The following is a 17848-nucleotide window of genomic DNA, read 5'->3' on the forward strand; positions in this document are numbered from 1 at the left end:
AAGACCAAGGATATAACTGAGGGACATGAAAGGAACACTGATGAAGAAAACACTCTTGACGGGTCTCGCGATGATCTGGGCCACATCGACATCAGCACATTCACCACTGGAAACCACGTTACCTGCGAACGGCGCGACCCTCACAGAAGCTCCTCGTGAAATCATCCTGAATTTTACAGGCAGCATTCGCCTCACTCGTTTGACGTTAATTCACACGGAGCATGAAACTGACCTCGATCTTGATGGCTACAGCGGCTTTGTTTCTGACTACACCATTCCAATGCACTCGGTGGGCGCAGGAACCTACCAAGTTGAATGGCGCGGCCTTGGCAACGATGGTCATCCGATGAATGGAACGTTCAGCTTTACGGTAGAGAAATAGTGCCAGATATCTGGGGACTGGCCGCGATTGCCGCGAAGTTTCTACTGTACCTTGGAGTGCTGACATCCACAGGTACGGTTTTTGCAGCCGTGATTTTTCAAGTTGTAAATATAAAAGCCTTCACCATGGTCTTTGCTGTTGTTGGGATGATCGGTGCCGTCGCCAGCTTCGGACTAGGTGGCGCGGCCCTGACGGGTGATGCCAGTGGAATGATGGACCTTGAAATGCTGGGCCTACTTTGGGACACGCCAGTGGGAACTGCTTTGAGTTATCGCCTTGTTGGTTTGGCTCTTTTGATTGCTGGTTTGTTGTTCGGTCGCCCAGGCATTTGGATGTCATCACTTGGCGGTGTTCTTGCGTTGTGGTCTTTCGTTGCCGTCGGCCACGTACCAAACCGCGACATACTGTGGTTGAACGCGCTGTTGTTTGTCCATCTAGGGGGCATCGCGCTATGGATCGGCATCCTTGCCCCTTTGAAGGGGTTGGCAAAAGAGCGGGCCATTCTCGAAGCCGCTGAACTTGGGGATCGTTTTGGCCGTTTGGCTGCAGTTTTTGTACCGCTTCTCATTCTGGCAGGCATTGTCATGAGCTATGTTTTGGTTGGATCAATCTCTGCTTTGATCGGCACTGGCTACGGTCAAGCTCTCATCGCGAAGGTTATAGTTGTTTCATTTCTTATGGGCCTCGGAGCGTTGAACAAGTTACGCATCGTTCCGCAGTTGATGGTTGGTGAAGCTAATGCTGCTTTGCATCTATCACGGTCAATCTCGTTCGAATGGATGGCCGTTGTCCTCATTCTATTCGTCACGGCAATCCTTACATCTGTTTTGAATTTGCCTTCATAAGGTTCACGATGAGATCAAGATTAACGCCGTTGACCGTGTCTTGGTTTAAGCCAATCACAGTAAAGTTAAGGCGTTCGCGCTTGGTATGCATGCAAATTTGGGGTATTGAAACAACATGCGTCTTTTAAAGTGGCTCATCATTCAAGCAAGCCTACTTGCTGTTGTGTTCAGTGTTTCACTGAGCGGCTATGGTATGGCTCAGGCGCATAGCACGATGATTACGGATGCTACGGGGATTGAGCACTCGGCCCATGCAAACATGGACCACAGCGCCCATGATACGACCAATGTCGATCATGGGTCGATGCACGAAGACCACGCGAATTGCCCGATGATCGCCTGCTGCCATACAGGTGGAATTTCCGTTCCGTCAATTCCGGCTTTAACTGGTGTCGTAACTTGCCAGATCCGCCCTTCTGCTAACTTGCTACTCGATAAGGCAGAGCCTGAAAGCGCGAAAAAACCTCCAAAACACGTCTGACCTTCTGACAAACCGCCCTTGCGCTTGCTTGGGCTTTCACTGCGCGGTCTTTCTGTGTCCGCGCGTCAAAAGCAGGACGAAAGTATGCGTGGAAGATACGTTGCATTGGTGATCTTGGCACTCGGAGCGGGTGCCGCAGGTGGCGTTTGGTATGAACGCGAACAAAATTCGATGGCAACAAACGCTGCCGATGCCGGATCGGAGGTCCTCTATTGGGTCGCTCCGATGGATCCTAATTTTCGCAAAGACGGCCCGGGAAAATCCCCAATGGGGATGGACTTGGTTCCAGTCTATGAAGGTGATGAGCCTTCTGGCGATCCAGAGAATGTAAGCCTAAGTGCCGCCGAGGTGAACACCATCGGTGTTCGCACCGCAGTTGCTCGGGTTCAGGAGGTTGCACAGCGTATCGAGACCGTGGGTTTTGTCGGATATGACGAACATGCCACGAGCCATATTCATACGCGTGTAGAAGGCTGGATCGAACGCCTTGAAGTGCGCGCTGAAGGCGATCCAGTTGGGCAAGGGGAGCTTCTGTTTGATCTCTACGCCCCGGAAATTACGGTGGCCAGTTCAGAATTGATCCGCGCTGTCAAACGCAAGGATACGGATGAAATTAACATTGCACGCTCCAAGCTTAAGAATTTTGGCGTCAGTGACCGCCAGATCAAAGAGATGGCAGAAGCGTCTGTTCCCGCCAAACGCATCAGGTACTACGCGCCACAGGAGGGGGTCGTAATTGATTTGACTGCCGCTGATGGCATGTATCTGCAGCCAAACACGCGGGCTATGTCTTTGGGAGACTTGTCGTCGATTTGGCTGCTTGTGGACGTGTTTGAACGCGATATCGGGAGGCTGTCGACAGATATGTTGGCCGAAGCCCATTTTGAGCATATCCCCAACCGCGTCTTTGAGGGCGAAATTGACTATATTTTCCCTGAGTTAGATGCCATGACCCGCACATTGCGTGTCCGGCTGCGGTTCGACAATTCTGACCGCATCCTTAGACCCAACATGTTTGCAAATGTCGCCCTTCTGCCGCGCACAACACGTGAGGCGCTGACAGTCCCATCCGAAGCTGTAATCCGCACAGGGCGCGCCGAACGCGTTATTCTAAAAACTGACGAAGGGACATTCCGCCCCCGCCTTGTCACGACCGGTCTGCGAGAGGGCTTCGGTGCCGAAGGCCGCACTGTGATTGAACAGGGTCTTGCCCCGGGTGACGAAGTCGTTGCTTCAGCACAGTTCTTGATCGACAGTGAAAGTGCATTGAATGCGGGGATGCTCCGGTTTGCCCCGACAGAGGCCGAGCCGGTGGAGGCCAAGGGCATTCTGACTGCTTTCGCTCCCGACTCCCGTATCGCCGTGATCCAGCATCAAGAGATCCCTTCATTGGATTGGCCTGCGCTTGAAACAGAGTTTGCCATTCGTTCGGACGTTTACCTCGATAATTTGACCATTGGAGACGAAGTGAAGTTCAAGGTCTTTCGGGGGGCAGACGGTCTATTGGCAATCAGTGCGCTTGGTCGGAATGACGGTGTGGATGCCACCGGGGTGGGAGTGGTTCATGCAATCACACCGGATGGTAAACTGAGCATCAGTCACGACCCTATTCCTGCACTGGGTTGGCCCGCCATGCAGATGGACATGAGTGTGGCCGGTCTGGACACAACCGAGATTCCATTGGATGCCAACGTGGAATTTGACCTCGCTCAAGGTGAAGACGGGCTTTACGTGATCGTAGGCGTGCGCGCCGAAGGCATGCAAACGATGATGGAGAAAGAGCCAGTGTCTGAAATATCGACTGAGGCTGCTGCCCCTCCCATTGTGGTGGATGGGGTTATCCAATCCGTCGATACCGAAGCGCGCAAAGCGATGATTGCCCATGGTCCGATTACCGAGATTGGAATGCCCGGTATGATGATGGCGTTTGATCTGGCAGATGATGTTGATCCGAACAATCTGCCCGTTGATCAGGAATTGCTGCTGACCTTCGCACGCCCGGACGGGATGACGATGATCCTGACATCCTATGAGACCACGGCCAAACCTATGAAGGTTATGGGTACCGTCAACAGCATCGACACGGATGCAGGCACCGTAAATATCACGCATGGGCCAATTGCTGAGATTGAGATGCCGGGTATGACGATGGATTTTCCGTTGGACCGCTCTTTGGACCCAACTTCGCTTCCGCTTGGTGAGGAAACCGGCCTCTTACTCTTACAGGGAGATGATCTATCCCTCACCCTCAAAGGCCTGTCGGAGGGGGGATCATGATTGCAGCGCTCATCCGTTGGTCTATTGCCAATCGTTTCATCGTGATCGTCTTGGCTTTCATGCTGGGGGTTGCCGGGTTTTGGGCCGCGCGCACCACGCCAGTGGATGCCATCCCCGATCTGTCTGACGTCCAGGTGATCGTCAAAACACCTTACGCGGGGCAGGCTCCTCAGGTGGTTGAGGATCAAATCACTTATCCCATTGCCACCGCCATGCTGGCAGTTCCCGGTGCTGTGGACGTGCGAGGTTTTTCCTTCTTCGGAGATAGTTATGTCTATGTGGTCTTCGAAGATGGAACCGACCTCTATTGGGCGCGCTCGCGTGTCTTGGAATACCTCGCGCAAGTCCAATCCCGGCTTCCTGCAGGTGTAAATCCAGAATTAGGGCCAGATGCGACCGGTGTGGGCTGGATATACCAATATGCATTGATCGACCGCACGGGTGGGCATGACCTTTCTCAGCTCCGAGCAATTCAAGATTGGTTTCTGAAGTTCGAGTTGCAGACCATCGAGGGTGTATCAGAAGTCGCCACCATTGGTGGCATGGTGAAGCAATATCAGGTTGTCGTCGACCCAAATAAGCTGCGCGCCTTTGATGTACCGCTGTCTGAATTGTTGCAGGCCATTGATATGGCCAACCGCGAAACTGGTGGTAGCGTCATTGAAATGGCCGAGGCCGAATATATGGTACGCGCCACAGGTTACGTGAATGGGCTTGATGACCTTGCAGCCATCCCGTTGTTGGTCAATGAACGCGGTGCCGCACTGACCCTTGGGGATGTCGCGGAAATCCGTCTTGGCCCCGAGATGCGTCGCGGTGTGGGCGAGTTTAACGGTGAAGGCGATGCCGTAGGGGCGGTGGTGATCATGCGTTGGGGTGAAAATGCTCTGACCACGATTCAGGCCGTGGAAGAAAAGATAGACGAGTTGCGAGGCTCCTTGCCGGAAGGTGTCGAGATCGTGACCACCTATGATCGCTCGGGCGTGATTGAACGGGCGATTGACAATCTGCAGAGCAAGCTAACTGAGGAATTTATTGTCGTTGTTCTCGTCTGCGGCGCGTTCTTGCTGCATCTGCGCTCGTCGTTGGTGATCGTTTTATTCCTGCCACTTGGCGTATTGGCCGCCTTTGTGGTGATGCGCCTACAGGGCGTGAATGCCAACATAATGTCACTGGGCGGAATTGCCATTGCCATTGGGGCCATGGTGGATGCAGCCATTGTGATGATCGAGGCGATGCACCGAAAGATCGAAGACGGCAAGCTTACCCGCGAAAACCGATGGAAAGTAGTAGGTGATGCGGCTGCCGAAGTGGGCCCGGCGCTGTTCTTTTCGCTGGCGATTATCACGGTCAGTTTCATTCCGGTTTTTGTGCTGGAGGCACAGGAAGGACGGCTATTCAAGCCACTCGCCTTTACCAAGACCTATGCCATGGCGGCGGCTGCCATCCTGTCCGTTACGTTGGTTCCGGTGCTTATGGGGTATTTCATCCGAGGACGTATCATTCCCGAACGGCGTAACCCGCTCAACGTGATCTGCCAATGGTTATACCGGCCATTCCTTGATGCAGCAGTCGCTTGGCCCTGGGCGACAACTCTTTTGGCTGGCGCATTGGTGGCCTCAATGTGGTACCCCGCCCAACGTCTTGGGACTGAGTTTATGCCTGCCTTGAACGAGGGCGATTTCCTTTACATGCCCTCGCTTTATCCCGGTGTTTCCATAGGCAAGGCACGCGAGGTGCTGCAACAGACCAATCGTTTGATTAGTGAGGTGCCCGAAGTCGAAAATGTGCATGGCAAATTGGGCCGTGCGGACACCGCCACCGACCCGGCTCCTCTGACGATGATCGAAACAACCATTCAGCTCAAACCGCTGGAGGAATGGCGCCCTGGTATCACGATGGATGATATCCGCGCCGAATTGGACAAGCGGGTGCAGGTGCCTGGTGTCACGAATGTCTGGATACAGCCTATCAAGAACCGGATCGACATGCTGGCAACGGGCATCAAAACACCCGTGGGTGTTAAGATATCCGGGGCCGACCTGGACGTGATTGAAGAAATCGCCGTGGCGGTTGAGCGTGCTGTTGTCGATATTCCTGGCACCACTTCGGCCTATGCAGAGCGGCCGGTGGGCGGACGTTATATCGAAATCGACATCGACCGCGCTGCTGCCGCCCGATATGCTCTTTCGATTGTCGAGGTGCAGCAAGTGGTGCAGACTGCCATTGGCGGGCAAACTATTGCCGAAAGCGTTGAGGGGCTGGAACGTTTTCCGATCAACCTGCGCTATCCGCGCGATTGGCGTGACAGTCCTGATCGCTTGGCAAACTTGCCGATGGTCACGCCTTCCGGTGCACATATTCCACTTTCGGCCGTAGCCGATATCAAGCTGGTAGATGGGCCAGGTATGATCCGCTCAGAAAACGCCCGGCGGACTGGGTTTGTGTTCATCGACATTGCCGGTCGCGACTTAGGTGGCTATGTCACCGAAGCGCGCGCCCATGTGGCAAAAACCGTCGAACTGCCACCGGGATATTCGCTCTCCTGGTCCGGACAGTACGAATATATCGAACGCGTACAGGAAAAGCTGTCCATTGTTGCGCCGGCCACCTTGCTGATCATTGTGTTGATGCTGTTCCTGGCCTTCAATCGGGTGACAGAGGTGGCCATTATTATGCTGGCCTTACCCGTAGCCTTAGCAGGTGGCGTTTGGCTGATCTGGTATCTTGGTTTTGCGATCTCAGTTGCGGTGCTCGTGGGCTTCATCGCCCTAGCTGGTGTGGCCGTAGAAACGGCAATCGTAATGCTGCTCTATCTCAATCTGGCTTGGGACAAGCGCGTCCAGGCAGCGCGGGCAGAAGGGCGTTCCTTGGTGCGTGATGATATCGAGGAGGCCGTGTTCGAAGGCGCACTCCTAAGGCTTCGTCCTAAGCTGATGACAGTGGCCACGATCTTTGCGGGCCTCATTCCGATCATGTACGGCACAGGTACGGGGTCAGAGGTTATGCAGCGCATCGCTGCCCCTATGATTGGCGGTATGGCCACTGCCACGATCCTGACGCTGTTCGTCATTCCCGCGATCTTTGTGATCTGGAAACGCGTCAGCCTGCGCAAGACAAATCGCCTGATGGCGAGCGATCCACCAAACGAGACTGTCTTTGCTCCGGGAGAATAACCCGTCAATATTTTATTCTAATTGGAGAACATCATGCGCAACTCAATCCTGACAATGACCTTCGTCGCTCTATTAGTTGCAAATGCATCCGCCGAGGAAGACCACTCCATCCATGGAGCCAAGCATGACGGTGTGCAAACGGAAGCCATCATCAATAGCATTGTCGGTAATACGGTTAACTTGTCACACGGTCCCATCCCTGAAATCGGTTGGCCTGCAATGACGATGGACCTGCAGTTGATTGAAGGGGCAGAGGTCGGGGGCGTTGAAGAAAGTCAGGGCGCGCTGATCACACTCGAAAAAGGAGAGGATGGTATGTATGCAATACGGTCGCTCAAACCTGCAGAGTAAGCCAATCTTTAATCGAAGACGTCTGATAGTTTCCCGGAGATATTCTCGGTAATCTCATCGAGTGCTCAGCGGTTGGGTGTTTCTTGCGGAAATTCCTAGGTGATCGTCGCCCAAAGCAGCCATTCACCTCCTATTGAATAATGGCGGTTTAGTCCCGCGTTGCAGTCATCTGGTAAATCGAAATGCTGCACCCTGCACGAATGTCTGGTTCGAGGAAATCGATCAGTCAAAATTTGACGCATCGAATGTCGGCTGTGGGCCGTGTCTGATCGACCAGCAACGCTAAGAAGACCTTGCACGTCATCCGACATGATTTCATCCGATTGTTTGTCCGGACACCCAGTTGATCCATTTTGTGAAACAGGCGATAAGCCAATTTGGCTCATCGCCTGCGCTGTTTGTAGAATTGATCCGTCTGTCCGGGTCAAATCGAGTCAAAGACGGACCTAGTCGACAAGCTTCAGCCTGGTCCGGCGCCTGCGCGGGAATGCGAACCCGAGGGCACGAGTATTGGCCAGGCGGCAGCATTCAAGGCATCCCAATGGTCGGGCCGTACCGCGATGCCCTGTTCCAGCGAGAGATCGAAGTTTGCTGCAAGCTGTGCCGTCGAATTCTCAATCCGCTTCACGCCCGGCAGCTCCGCCTGACGGGTTACCGCGTCCGCCAGCAAGGCCGATTGAGTGGTGCAGATGATCGTGACGGTTGAATACTCCTTACCCGCGTCAAATTTTTCCACGCGCCAGTAGTGTGGAAATATCTCCCCGCGCTCAAAGCTGGCACCGTGCGACCCTGCCTTGTCCGTCCAATAGGCGGCAATGAAGACGCCTTGCTGCGCGACCAGCGATAGGCAACGCAGGATCAGATCGGGATAACGGCAATTGGCGAGTTCGACGATGGCGAAGCCCGCTTTCTGTGCCTTGGAAAAAGCCAGATGGGCAGCCAGGGACCCATGCTCGCATACATCCGCTCCTCCAGCATCGATGACGGCGATACCGTCATTTTCAAACACCAACCGAGGGGTTGCGCCGCCTTTCGGACCTATTGGTGGCAAGGCGATGCGGTCGAAACTGCCCAATCCGCACATATGAGACCATGTGACCAGTTGGGCTGCGTCTTCGTAATCACCGATTTGATGACCAGCACCTTCGTAAGCGCGCGACAGGGCCGCGACCATTTCGTTGCGAGACACTCTCATGCCCGGGCCTCCTTCATTTCGGGTTTCAGTGGCAGGAACCAGCTTTCGTATGTCTGGCCGATGTCGTCGATCAGGGGGGCGCCCTGATACATGGTGTTACGTACCCATAATTTGGAGCGCGGATCAAACTTGCCCACGCCGAAGAACGCAAGCTTACATCGCAAGAGATCCATCGGGCGTACATTGCGATCCGCCAAGTTGGCCCGGATTTCCGCGTACTTATGCCGCGACATCGTTTGAATGCGACGGACAATGCTTTTCATCGCAGGGCACCGAAGCAGGAAGTGTACCACGTCGCTGTCAGGCTGTTCGGCAAGGTCCTCAACCAACAAATCATAACACTCGCGCACGCGGCGCCCGATCGGCAGGGGCATCTGCTTTTCGATCCCAGGATCGGCCTCGGCAAAGCCAAGCCGCGGCTCCAGCTTTTCCTCTGAGCGATACCAGAAGGCGTCCGAGTTGCTCGGGTCGGAAAAATCAATCGCCAACGCCCAATCGTATCGAGTTTCGATTAGGTGCCGCAGCGCATCTGTCGTCATGGCCGGATCGATCACCGGGTTGGGAATGACGGCAAAACCTTCTTCCAGATCATTCACCAGCTCGGGGTGAATTTCCAAGCAGATGGCGTGGATCAATTCCTGCGTCTCAAGACTCCAGACGTCGCGGGCATGGTCCGACAGGACCGACCAGGTCTCCAGCGTGTCGCCCTGGCCTGATGCCCATGCAGTCACCTCGTCCAGCTCTGCGATCAGCACGCGATTTCGCTCGATCTGTTCGTCGTCACCGGTGACGCTTTCAGCGAAGTGCTGCTTCGCTTTTTGGACAAGCTCGTGAAATAGGTTGATCCGCCATTCGGTTGGGGCCGCCTTGTGCAGCACCTGCGCCAACGCGGTTTCCCGCATCTCCACCCATTGGCTGAACAGCTCGCCATGGTTCACCAAATAGGGGGCCATACCCAGTCCGGTTGAGTTGCCGATCCCGAAAAAGCGTTTCAGGCGATCATCTAACGCCACCGCTGTCTTAGGCGCGCGCGCCTTGGCAATATGGTCGACCTGATCCAGGCTGAACTGGCGCAGCATGTAGCAGATGAACATTTCCGGTGCGAAGGGGCGGTTGAAATCAGCAAATTTGCTGCGCACCTTGTTCCAGTCCGCCATGCCCAGTTTACCGCTGCCATAAACCGCTGTCGTGCGATACAGGTAGCCGACTTCGGCAATCCGGTCGGCATCCGGCTGGCGACCGTCGCAGAGCTCTTCCAGAACGTAATTGAAGAGACGTGAGCTGCGATTGGCGCGCGACAGGCTGAAGACGCGCGCATCAACCCGGCCGGCTTCCTGCTTGGGCACGTTACGGCGCAGGTCTTCTAGCCAGACATCGTCCACCTCGCCCTCGCACAGTGCCATGGTCAGATCCCAGCTTGTCGCGATCACCCGGTCGTTACGATCTTCGTCGGAAAGGAGATTGGAAAAGAGAACGAAGTTGAAAGTGTTATTGGGTGTCTCAACCCGGTAGATCGCGGTGCCATATCCGTCATTGTCGAGATCAAAGTGCGACCGTTCGATGGTCCATTCTTCTTTCATGATCCGCCGAACAAGCGTGCGCATGAAGCTGAGCGTAGAGGAATGCAATGACCCAAGCCTGACAAGGTCCATGACCTCGGATTCGGGTCGCATTCTTTCTGATAGAGCTGCGAGCATGTTGTGCCCTCCTTGGCAAATGGCGCGTTCGGAAACTGCTTCGCGCAACAGGAGGGCAAAGTAAAATTTGAAGAATCGAACTGTTTATTTGGAAAATAAATAAATCATGCCGCAGACGTGACCGGTTTCACCGTATAGTTCGGAAACATTGAAGAAATTTCATGAGATTGGCCAAGCAGAAATTCTATGAACTTACCGGCGGCAGAGGGAAGCAGGCGGTTTTTCGGGGTGATAAGCTGCAGTTTCCGATACAGTACCGGCTCAGAAAGACTCCGGTAAACCAGCGATGGATTTAGATAATCCGGGGCCGCCAACGCGGGCAGGGCAGAAACCGCTTCACCGCTTTCGATGATACCGACCAATGCGGCAATCGTGAGTACGGTGGAATCGGGCGATAGAACACAAGTTGGCAAGCCCTCAACACCTTTGGTCAAGCGGCTGGTTCCGGTATCTGGCGCCATGCCGACAAAGGATAAATCCGTCAAGTCGGACCAGGTCAAAGGGTTTTTGCGTCGCGCCAGTTTGTGATCACCTCGGCATATCAGACCGACCTGGTCCCGCAGGAACGGCCTGTATTCAAGTTCCGCATTGTCAGACCAGCTGTTGGATATTCCGAAATCCGCTTCTCCTTTAAGAACCTGTGCCTCAACCCCGCGACCATTGTCGTCTTGCATGTGGACTTTCACCTCGGGCGCCAGCGGTAAATAGCTGCGAATGGCTTGCGGCAAGACCCGAATGGCGACGGAGGGCAATACCGCGACACTGACACGGTTTTTCTGTTTCTCCGCGCTTGTGCGGGTTGAAAGAATGGCAGTTTCCACATCCGCCAGTATCTTTTCCGCCTTTGGCAGAAACTCCTGCCCCAGAGGTGTCAAAGAAACGGATCGGGTTGTCCTGGAAAGCAACAGGACACCAACGATCTCTTCAAACTGCTGAATGCTCAGTGAAAGGGCAGGTTGTGAAATTGCAAGTTCCTGTGCTGCCTCACTAAAGGACCCGCATTTGGCTACGCTGACAAAAGCGCGGAATTGCTTAAGTGAAAGGTTGCGGGCGATCTTATTTTCCATGTTGTCAGCATACCTGTCTTGGGATTCACGTTGAACAGGACAAAACGTCCATGCGCCAGTTCCACTCACAAATGCTGCAATGAGCACCAATGTCGGCTTTCGGGAAGCCGGATAGGTGAATTTAGACTGACGCGAATGTCGGTTTAGGGCCGAAACCTAAAGTCACTAATAAGCGCTGCGTGGTCCTTCATCCGGCTACATCTTACCCAATTCGGCTACATCTCAGCTAAAGACGGCAGCAGCGGTAGGGAAATAAGTTCCTCATCAGTAACAGCTCAAACGAAAGGGCCAAGCAGATGAAAAATCTATCAACAATTGTCGCTGCCGGAGGAATTCTTATGACCACCACACTCGCTTTCGCAGATGAACCCAAAGCCGTTCGGTATGATGCCGATGATATGATCGCGTCACTCGAAGACAATGATCCATCGAAACATGAAGAACTGACCATCGAAGATGGACGGCTCAAGGTCGTCGGCGATGGCGAAGGCATCGGATGGTTCTCCGACAGCCAGGGGCCGCTTCTCTATAAAGATGTGACTGGCGACTTCATGATCGAAACTGAGGTTTCGATGCATCGCAAAGATGGCGAAGCGGGGCTACCTGAAGGCAATTTCTCGTCCGCTGGCTTGATTGTCCGCGCTCCGGGCGGCACTCAAGGCAATGAAAACTGGCTTATGTTCAACATTGGCTTTCAGAACCGTTTTTACGGGCGCGAGCTGAAGGTCACCCGCCCCATGAGCATTCCCAAAGAAGAAAACCCGCTTTACGATGCAGGCTTTCACTCGCTTTCAACGCTCTATCTTTTGCCTGAAGAAAACACCGAGCCGATGAAACTGCGTGTTGCCCGGATCGGAGATGAGCTTCGCAGCTACTATTTCACCGATGGCCAGTGGCATGAGCAAGCGCTGCAGCAAGGGATGGAAGTTTTTGGCAACGGGATTAACGAACCCGTCAGCGAATTCGGCAATGGTCACTTCCGCCCCAATGGAATGAATCTTCCTGAAACTGTTCAGGCTGGCATCTTGGTCAACGCAGGTATCGACGGAACCAGCTTCGCACCAAAACGTGATGGCTATGCTCTGTTCTCCTACGTCGAGATCGCCCCGATTTCGAATTTTGACGAAGCGTTGAACTAAGTTACGCAAAAAATGCTAGTGTAGTGCCATATGATGAAACACACCGAAGTCCAACATGTCGCCACAATCTCAGAGTTGCATCGCAACTTGGAATTGGCAAAACCATTGCATCCACTTGTCAGCCTGATCAGGTTGGATGATCTGGACTTTAGCGACTATGAAGAACTGGTACGATTTTCATATGGTTTCTACACGGTATCACTGAAACGCGGACTTCGAAACAAGGTTCGTTACGGGCACCGGAGCTACGATTTTGACGAGGGTGTTCTTGCCCTTGTCAAACCGCATCAAGTTATGGCGATGCAGGCTCATCCAGACGACAACATAACCGGCTGGATGCTTGTTTTTCATCCCGACTTTTTATCGGGATACCCGCTATCAGAAAAAATCGGTAAGTACGGATTCTTTTCATACGATGTAGATGAAGCACTGCACTTATCTGATCGCGAAGAACAACTGTTGCTGAACCTTATGCAGCAACTCCATGAAGAATATTCTGATCGGATCGATGTCTTTAGCCAAGATGTCATGATTTCTCAACTCGACCTGCTGCTTAGCCATGTCAACCGCTTCTACAATCGCCAGTTCTTGACCCGGAAAAAGAACAATACGGATGTGCTCTCGCAGCTTGATGCCTTCTTTGATAATTACTTTGACGGTGGGGAAGCCTATTCAAAAGGATTGCCTGCTGTTGGGCGCTTAGCCGAACATCTGTCAGTTTCTCCAAGTTACCTCAATGATTTGATAACATCACTTACAGGGGCATCGTCAACTTGTTGACCTGTGGCCGACACATACGTAGCCCACTCCGATGATTTGTACGATCTCCCCATCCCGCCTGAAGGGTCACCGCTTCCCAACTTCTATCATTTCCTACGCGGTCTGGGCCTACCATCGCTTTGCTCTCAGCTTGCAGGATGTTGAGGATCTGCTCGCTGAACGAGGTATTACCGTCAGCTACGAAACGATCCGCGCGTGGGTTAAAAAACTCGGTCCTGGAATCGCGAAACGGATCCGCGCAAGCCGCAATCGGTCCAGCGATAAATGGCATCTCGACGAAGTAGTCATCATGATCCGGGGTGTGAAACACTGGCTTTGGCGTGCAGTGGACAGCAACGGTCAAACCCTTGATATTCTGGTCCAAACTCGGCGCAATACACGGGCTGCTAAACGGTTCATCTCCAGATTAATGGCCCGCTGGGGCGAGCCCCGCGTTATTGTGACAGACAAACTCCGCAGCTACGGTGCGGCTCTACGCAAGCTTGAGTTGGATGTGGAGCATCGGGCGCACAAGGGATTGAACAATCGTATAGAAGGGTCGCACAGACCGACGCGGAAACGAGAAAAGATACAGGGCAGGTTCAAGTCAGCTCGTCAGGCCCAGAGATTCCTCTCCGTCCATGATGAAACCGCTAACCTGTTCCGTCCATACCGCCACAAGATGACTGCCTCAACCTATCGCCAGAAACGGGCCACCGCTTTCGAACATTGGAACGGCTGCGCCAAAGAACTGGCAGCCTGATACTATTTTCATGCATTGGTTGTTCTTCAGAAAATTAACCTGACAATGCCTTGAAGACATATCGTGTCTGAACGTATCTCTTGTGGCAATCAAGGCCGAAAGTTTGCGACAAAACCCTTCAGTCTTGATGCTCCTCGGTAGTGCGCCGTTTAATGTATTCCCTTAGGAGGTTCACCAAAGATTGTGCATAGCTGCGCTCAATTGCGATATGGATGTCACTCGTGATGTCCCACCACATCACTACTGGCATGCGACCTATGTGGGAACGCACAGTTCCAGCAGCACAAATTGGCTCTCTGCACAAATCGACTGGTGTGTAATCCGTGAGAAACGTTAGCGCGCCGGATCCACGCAAACGCAGGATTACTTGACCATGGCTTATGTCCGTTCCCCCCTCCATCGTTTGGTTCGGATCGTAGATGCACCAAATCCGATCCGGCCAGTGACGAAGGCAAAGTACGTTTGAAACATTCGTCTTGTTGCCCATCCTGGGACAGCCACCAGTGTCATGTGAAATATGGATTTTGAAGGGCTGCTCGAACAACTGCAATCCTAACCCGAAGGGGCCCAACGCATCTGTCGCCCCAAATCTTGTAGCTAAACTATCCATGCAACCGCTCCCCTATTGGATCATAAAAGTGTGGTGAGCTTATTGTAACCTCAACCGAGGTATTCGCGATTGGTGAGACAACCCATGCTGTTTTCCCAGTTCGGGATAATCCGCCTGTCATAAACGCCAACGCTATGGAATGGCCCATCGTTGGGCTGTCGATAGCGGCGGTAAGGTAGCCTTGAGTTTTCTGGGGACCATTGGTTAATGGCTCCGCAGTAATGTGCCCGCCTAGCGGAATAGATGACCTGCCATCTACCGGCGTCAGGCCAACAAGCTGAAGGCGAGTGTTTGACTGAAGAGCCACGCGGTTCAATAGGGCACTTCCAACAAAATCCTTCTTGTTTGAAACCATACGTCCTAGCCCAAGATCGGCAGGTGTGCGTCGCCCGTCAATTTCTGTACCGATAGAAAGATGGCCCTTTTCAATCCGTAACACATCTAAGGTTTCCAACCCGTAAGGTGTGATATCCCATTCGGCCCCCGCGGTCAGAACGCGGTTCAGTAGGGTTTTAGCATAGGACGCGGGCACATTTATTTCATAACTCAGCTCACCAGAGAAACTGACTGAAAACACCCGTACCGGCAGATCACCCCCAAGCTTACCTTCCCGGATAGCCGCAAAAGGGAAGTCCTCACGCGCGGTTTCAAAATCAGGTGACAACGCTTGCAATAGCACACGGGCCTGTGGCCCCGCGATGGCGAGTGATGCCCAATGATCACTGACATCAGTTAGCTGAACATCCAGATCAGGCCAGTCAACCTGTGCCAACTTTTGCATATGCCGCCAGACCGAGTCGCGATTGCTGGTGGTTGCCGTTACAAGGAAATGATTGGATGCTAGGCAGGCAATAGTTCCGTCATCAAATACAATCCCATCTTCGCGCAACATCAACCCATAGCGCAACCGCCCCGGTGCAATTGTAGCAATGTTATTGCAATAGAGACGAGATAGGAATTCATGTGCATCTTTGCCGCTAATGTCGAATTTTCCCAAGGTCGACATATCGACACAGCCTAGGCTAGTGCGAACAGCGCGCACCTCACGAGTGATCGCCGCGTGCATATCTTCGCCGGGTTTAGGAAAATAGCGTGCATAAAGCCAATCGCCAGAAGTTTGGAACTGGCAATCTAGAGCCTCAAAGGCGTGGTGAAAAGGCGTGCGCCGGATTGGGTGCATAGCCTGTCCGATTTCCGCCCCGACCAGTGCACCGATTGTAACAGGAGAATATGGTGGCCGAAATGTTGTATGGCCAATTGTAGCAGCAGGAATTTTGAGTGCGCTTACAATTTCATCCACGCCGTTGGCCCAACTGGTTTTTCCTTGATCGGTTCCCATCCCCAATGTCACATAACGTTTAACTAATTCGACATCACGGTAGCCTTCGTAAGTAGCTTGAATGATATCACCGCGGGTGACATCATTTTGCAGATCAACAAACGCTTTGCCTTTACCAGCTTTAATTTTCTGACTCTGCCGTGGAATTGGCTCAGTCAGGTTGGCAGGCATGGGTGCATTTATTTTCAGATCGCCCATCAACTGCTGGGCGGCGGCACGGCCTTCATCAGCTGCCAGATCTTTGTCAAAGGTTCCGCGTGCACCACCAATGGGCATCACAACTGGGTGTGGGCTCGCTGGGATCTGACCAAGTCCGTCGCGATAGGCCAGCTTTCCACCTGCATGGGCATAAAGATGCGCGGCTGCTGTCCAACCTCCTGATACACAAAGTAAGTCACAGGCCAACCGTTCTCGATGCCCGTTGGCACGGCGCACTGCGACGCTTGATAGATGCTTGCCACCTCTCGTGCCGATCAACTCATCACCCGGATCCACGGTGCCCGCGATTTTGATGCCAACCTCTGCAAGCCTGCACTCTGTTTCGGCCTGCGCATCAGGGCATTCAATGGCCAGCACTGCGCGTTGCCCGGGTTTTACGGCAAAGCGGCGGATGTAACTGCGCACTGCACTGGCCAGCATGATTCCCGGCCTGTCATTGCCGGGGAACACCAGTGGCCGCTCAATAGCGCCGCTCGCCAGCACGATGCGGCGGGCGCGGATCTTCCACATGATTGCGCGGCAGGGATTGTCGCGTCGCATTTGAACGGCGTGGACCATACCGTGATCATAAATGCCAAAGGCAAGGGTACTGGTTAAAGATGTAACGTTGGAAAGTGTTTTCAACTCTGCTTCGGCATCTAAAGCCAGTGCATGCGCAGCGGCATCGCCAGCCAGCAATGCACCACCCATTCTGAAATCTTGTTCCAGCACAACAGTGGTTGCACCGCCATGCGCAGCAGTCGCTGCCGCTGCCAATCCCGCCCCACCGGTGCCGATGACCAGAATGTCACAGTTCAGGTAACGTTTGTCATAAAGGCTCGGGTCAGCTGTCGGGTCGGTGGTGCCATGTCCCGCCATACGCCGGATGGTCGATTCATAATGATGGTGCCACGCATTTCGCGGCCACATGAAAGTTTTGTAGTAGAACCCAGCGGACAGTAACCGCGATCCTGTCTGCAACAACGCCCCAGCATCGTGATCCAAAGACGGCCAATGGTTCTGACTGCTCACGCCCAATCCCTCGCGCAAGACCACCTCGGTGGCTTTCAGGTTTGGAGTCTTTCCTTGTCCATCACGTACAGACAGGAGCGCACTAGGTTCTTCCAAACCGGCACTGAGAATTCCGCGTGGGCGGTGATATTTGAGCGACCGGGCGACATGATGCAGACCGTTCGCCAGCAGCGCTGAGGCCAGTGTATCACCAGCACATCCCTGAAGTTCTTTGCCGTTGAATGTAAATGAAATTGGCTTTGATTGGTCAACGAGGCCGACACCGTGGAGTCGAAAGGGTTGTGTCATAACTTAACCTCTAAACTGAACTCATGTGTTTTTAAGTCACGCCTGAGATAGATCCAGCGAGCACAGCCTGATTCGTGATACCAAAGCTCAGCCTGAATCTCCGGGTTAGCGGCACGCAGGTGTATAGCTTCGTGCCACTTAACCGATTTGGCACTCAACGCGGGTTGGGGGGCATGGGTGCCGCCATAGAAAAATTCGCTTTGATCACGCGGGCCGCAATGTGGACAGGGGATAAGTAGCATTTACGAT

Annotated in this window: 14 protein-coding genes; 9 read left to right on the forward strand and 5 right to left on the reverse strand. The window is 53.4% G+C overall.

Annotation, left to right across the window (positions count from 1 at the left end; translation table 11 throughout):
* Nucleotides 1-40 precede the first annotated feature (40 nt).
* The 6 genes from D9A02_RS00900 (at nucleotide 41) to D9A02_RS00925 (ending at nucleotide 7512) form a co-directional block, all read left to right on the forward strand.
* Nucleotides 41-382 carry a copper resistance CopC family protein gene (locus D9A02_RS00900; protein WP_120499139.1) on the forward strand — a complete coding sequence of 114 codons (342 nt, stop codon included), beginning with the start codon at nucleotides 41-43 and terminating at the stop codon, nucleotides 380-382.
* Nucleotides 382-1227, forward strand: coding sequence for a copper resistance D family protein (locus D9A02_RS00905; RefSeq protein WP_120499105.1), 846 nt, complete (start codon nucleotides 382-384; stop codon nucleotides 1225-1227). Before D9A02_RS00900 ends, D9A02_RS00905 begins: the two co-directional genes overlap by 1 nt.
* 115 nt (nucleotides 1228-1342) lie before the next feature.
* Nucleotides 1343-1708: a hypothetical protein gene (locus tag D9A02_RS00910; RefSeq protein ID WP_120499106.1), complete on the forward strand. Its 366-nt coding sequence runs from the start codon at nucleotides 1343-1345 to the stop codon at nucleotides 1706-1708.
* A gap of 84 nt (nucleotides 1709-1792) precedes the next feature.
* A complete protein-coding gene (locus D9A02_RS00915) occupies nucleotides 1793-3985 on the forward strand; it encodes an efflux RND transporter periplasmic adaptor subunit (RefSeq protein ID WP_120499140.1) in 2193 nt (730 codons plus the stop codon).
* Nucleotides 3982-7161, forward strand: a complete 3180-nt coding sequence (locus D9A02_RS00920; RefSeq protein ID WP_120499107.1) for an efflux RND transporter permease subunit — start codon at nucleotides 3982-3984, stop codon at nucleotides 7159-7161. The genes D9A02_RS00915 and D9A02_RS00920 overlap by 4 nt, the downstream gene beginning before the upstream one ends.
* Nucleotides 7162-7194: 33 nt before the next feature.
* Entirely contained in the window at nucleotides 7195-7512 is a 318-nt protein-coding gene (locus D9A02_RS00925) for a copper-binding protein (protein ID WP_120499108.1), read from the forward strand.
* A gap of 460 nt (nucleotides 7513-7972) precedes the next feature.
* Here D9A02_RS00925 and D9A02_RS00930 read toward each other — a convergent pair whose 3' ends face one another.
* The 3 genes from D9A02_RS00930 to D9A02_RS00940 form a co-directional block, all read right to left on the reverse strand.
* Nucleotides 7973-8707 (reverse strand): DUF3726 domain-containing protein, encoded by a 735-nt coding sequence (locus tag D9A02_RS00930; protein WP_120499109.1) that lies wholly within the window; start codon nucleotides 8705-8707, stop codon nucleotides 7973-7975.
* Nucleotides 8704-10404 (reverse strand): hypothetical protein, encoded by a 1701-nt coding sequence (locus tag D9A02_RS00935; protein WP_120499110.1) that lies wholly within the window; start codon nucleotides 10402-10404, stop codon nucleotides 8704-8706. The genes D9A02_RS00930 and D9A02_RS00935 overlap by 4 nt, the downstream gene beginning before the upstream one ends.
* Nucleotides 10405-10508: 104 nt before the next feature.
* On the reverse strand, nucleotides 10509-11471 hold the full coding sequence (locus D9A02_RS00940) for a LysR family transcriptional regulator (RefSeq protein WP_120499111.1): 963 nt from the start codon (nucleotides 11469-11471) through the stop codon (nucleotides 10509-10511).
* A gap of 338 nt (nucleotides 11472-11809) precedes the next feature.
* On the opposite strand from D9A02_RS00940, the gene D9A02_RS00945 reads away from it, so the two are divergent.
* The 3 genes from D9A02_RS00945 to D9A02_RS00955 are packed head-to-tail and all read left to right on the forward strand — an operon-like array spanning nucleotide 11810 to nucleotide 14132.
* Nucleotides 11810-12610: a hypothetical protein gene (locus D9A02_RS00945; RefSeq protein WP_120499112.1), complete on the forward strand. Its 801-nt coding sequence runs from the start codon at nucleotides 11810-11812 to the stop codon at nucleotides 12608-12610.
* Between the two features lie 33 nt (nucleotides 12611-12643).
* Complete coding sequence (locus D9A02_RS00950) at nucleotides 12644-13390, forward strand: AraC family ligand binding domain-containing protein (RefSeq protein WP_162932916.1); 747 nt, start codon at nucleotides 12644-12646, stop codon at nucleotides 13388-13390.
* 31 nt (nucleotides 13391-13421) lie between these two features.
* Entirely contained in the window at nucleotides 13422-14132 is a 711-nt protein-coding gene (locus D9A02_RS00955; RefSeq protein ID WP_120499114.1) for an IS6 family transposase, read from the forward strand.
* Between the two features lie 602 nt (nucleotides 14133-14734).
* Here the strand turns inward: D9A02_RS00955 and D9A02_RS00965 are convergent.
* A complete protein-coding gene (locus tag D9A02_RS00965; protein ID WP_120499116.1) occupies nucleotides 14735-17599 on the reverse strand; it encodes a 2Fe-2S iron-sulfur cluster-binding protein in 2865 nt (954 codons plus the stop codon).
* Nucleotides 17596-17841 carry a sarcosine oxidase subunit delta gene (locus D9A02_RS19540; RefSeq protein ID WP_120499117.1) on the reverse strand — a complete coding sequence of 82 codons (246 nt, stop codon included), beginning with the start codon at nucleotides 17839-17841 and terminating at the stop codon, nucleotides 17596-17598. The genes D9A02_RS00965 and D9A02_RS19540 overlap by 4 nt, the downstream gene beginning before the upstream one ends.
* Nucleotides 17842-17848: the final 7 nt, after the last annotated feature.

The sequence above is a fragment of the Roseovarius sp. EL26 genome, assembly GCF_900327775.1.
Lineage (GTDB): Bacteria > Pseudomonadota > Alphaproteobacteria > Rhodobacterales > Rhodobacteraceae > Roseovarius.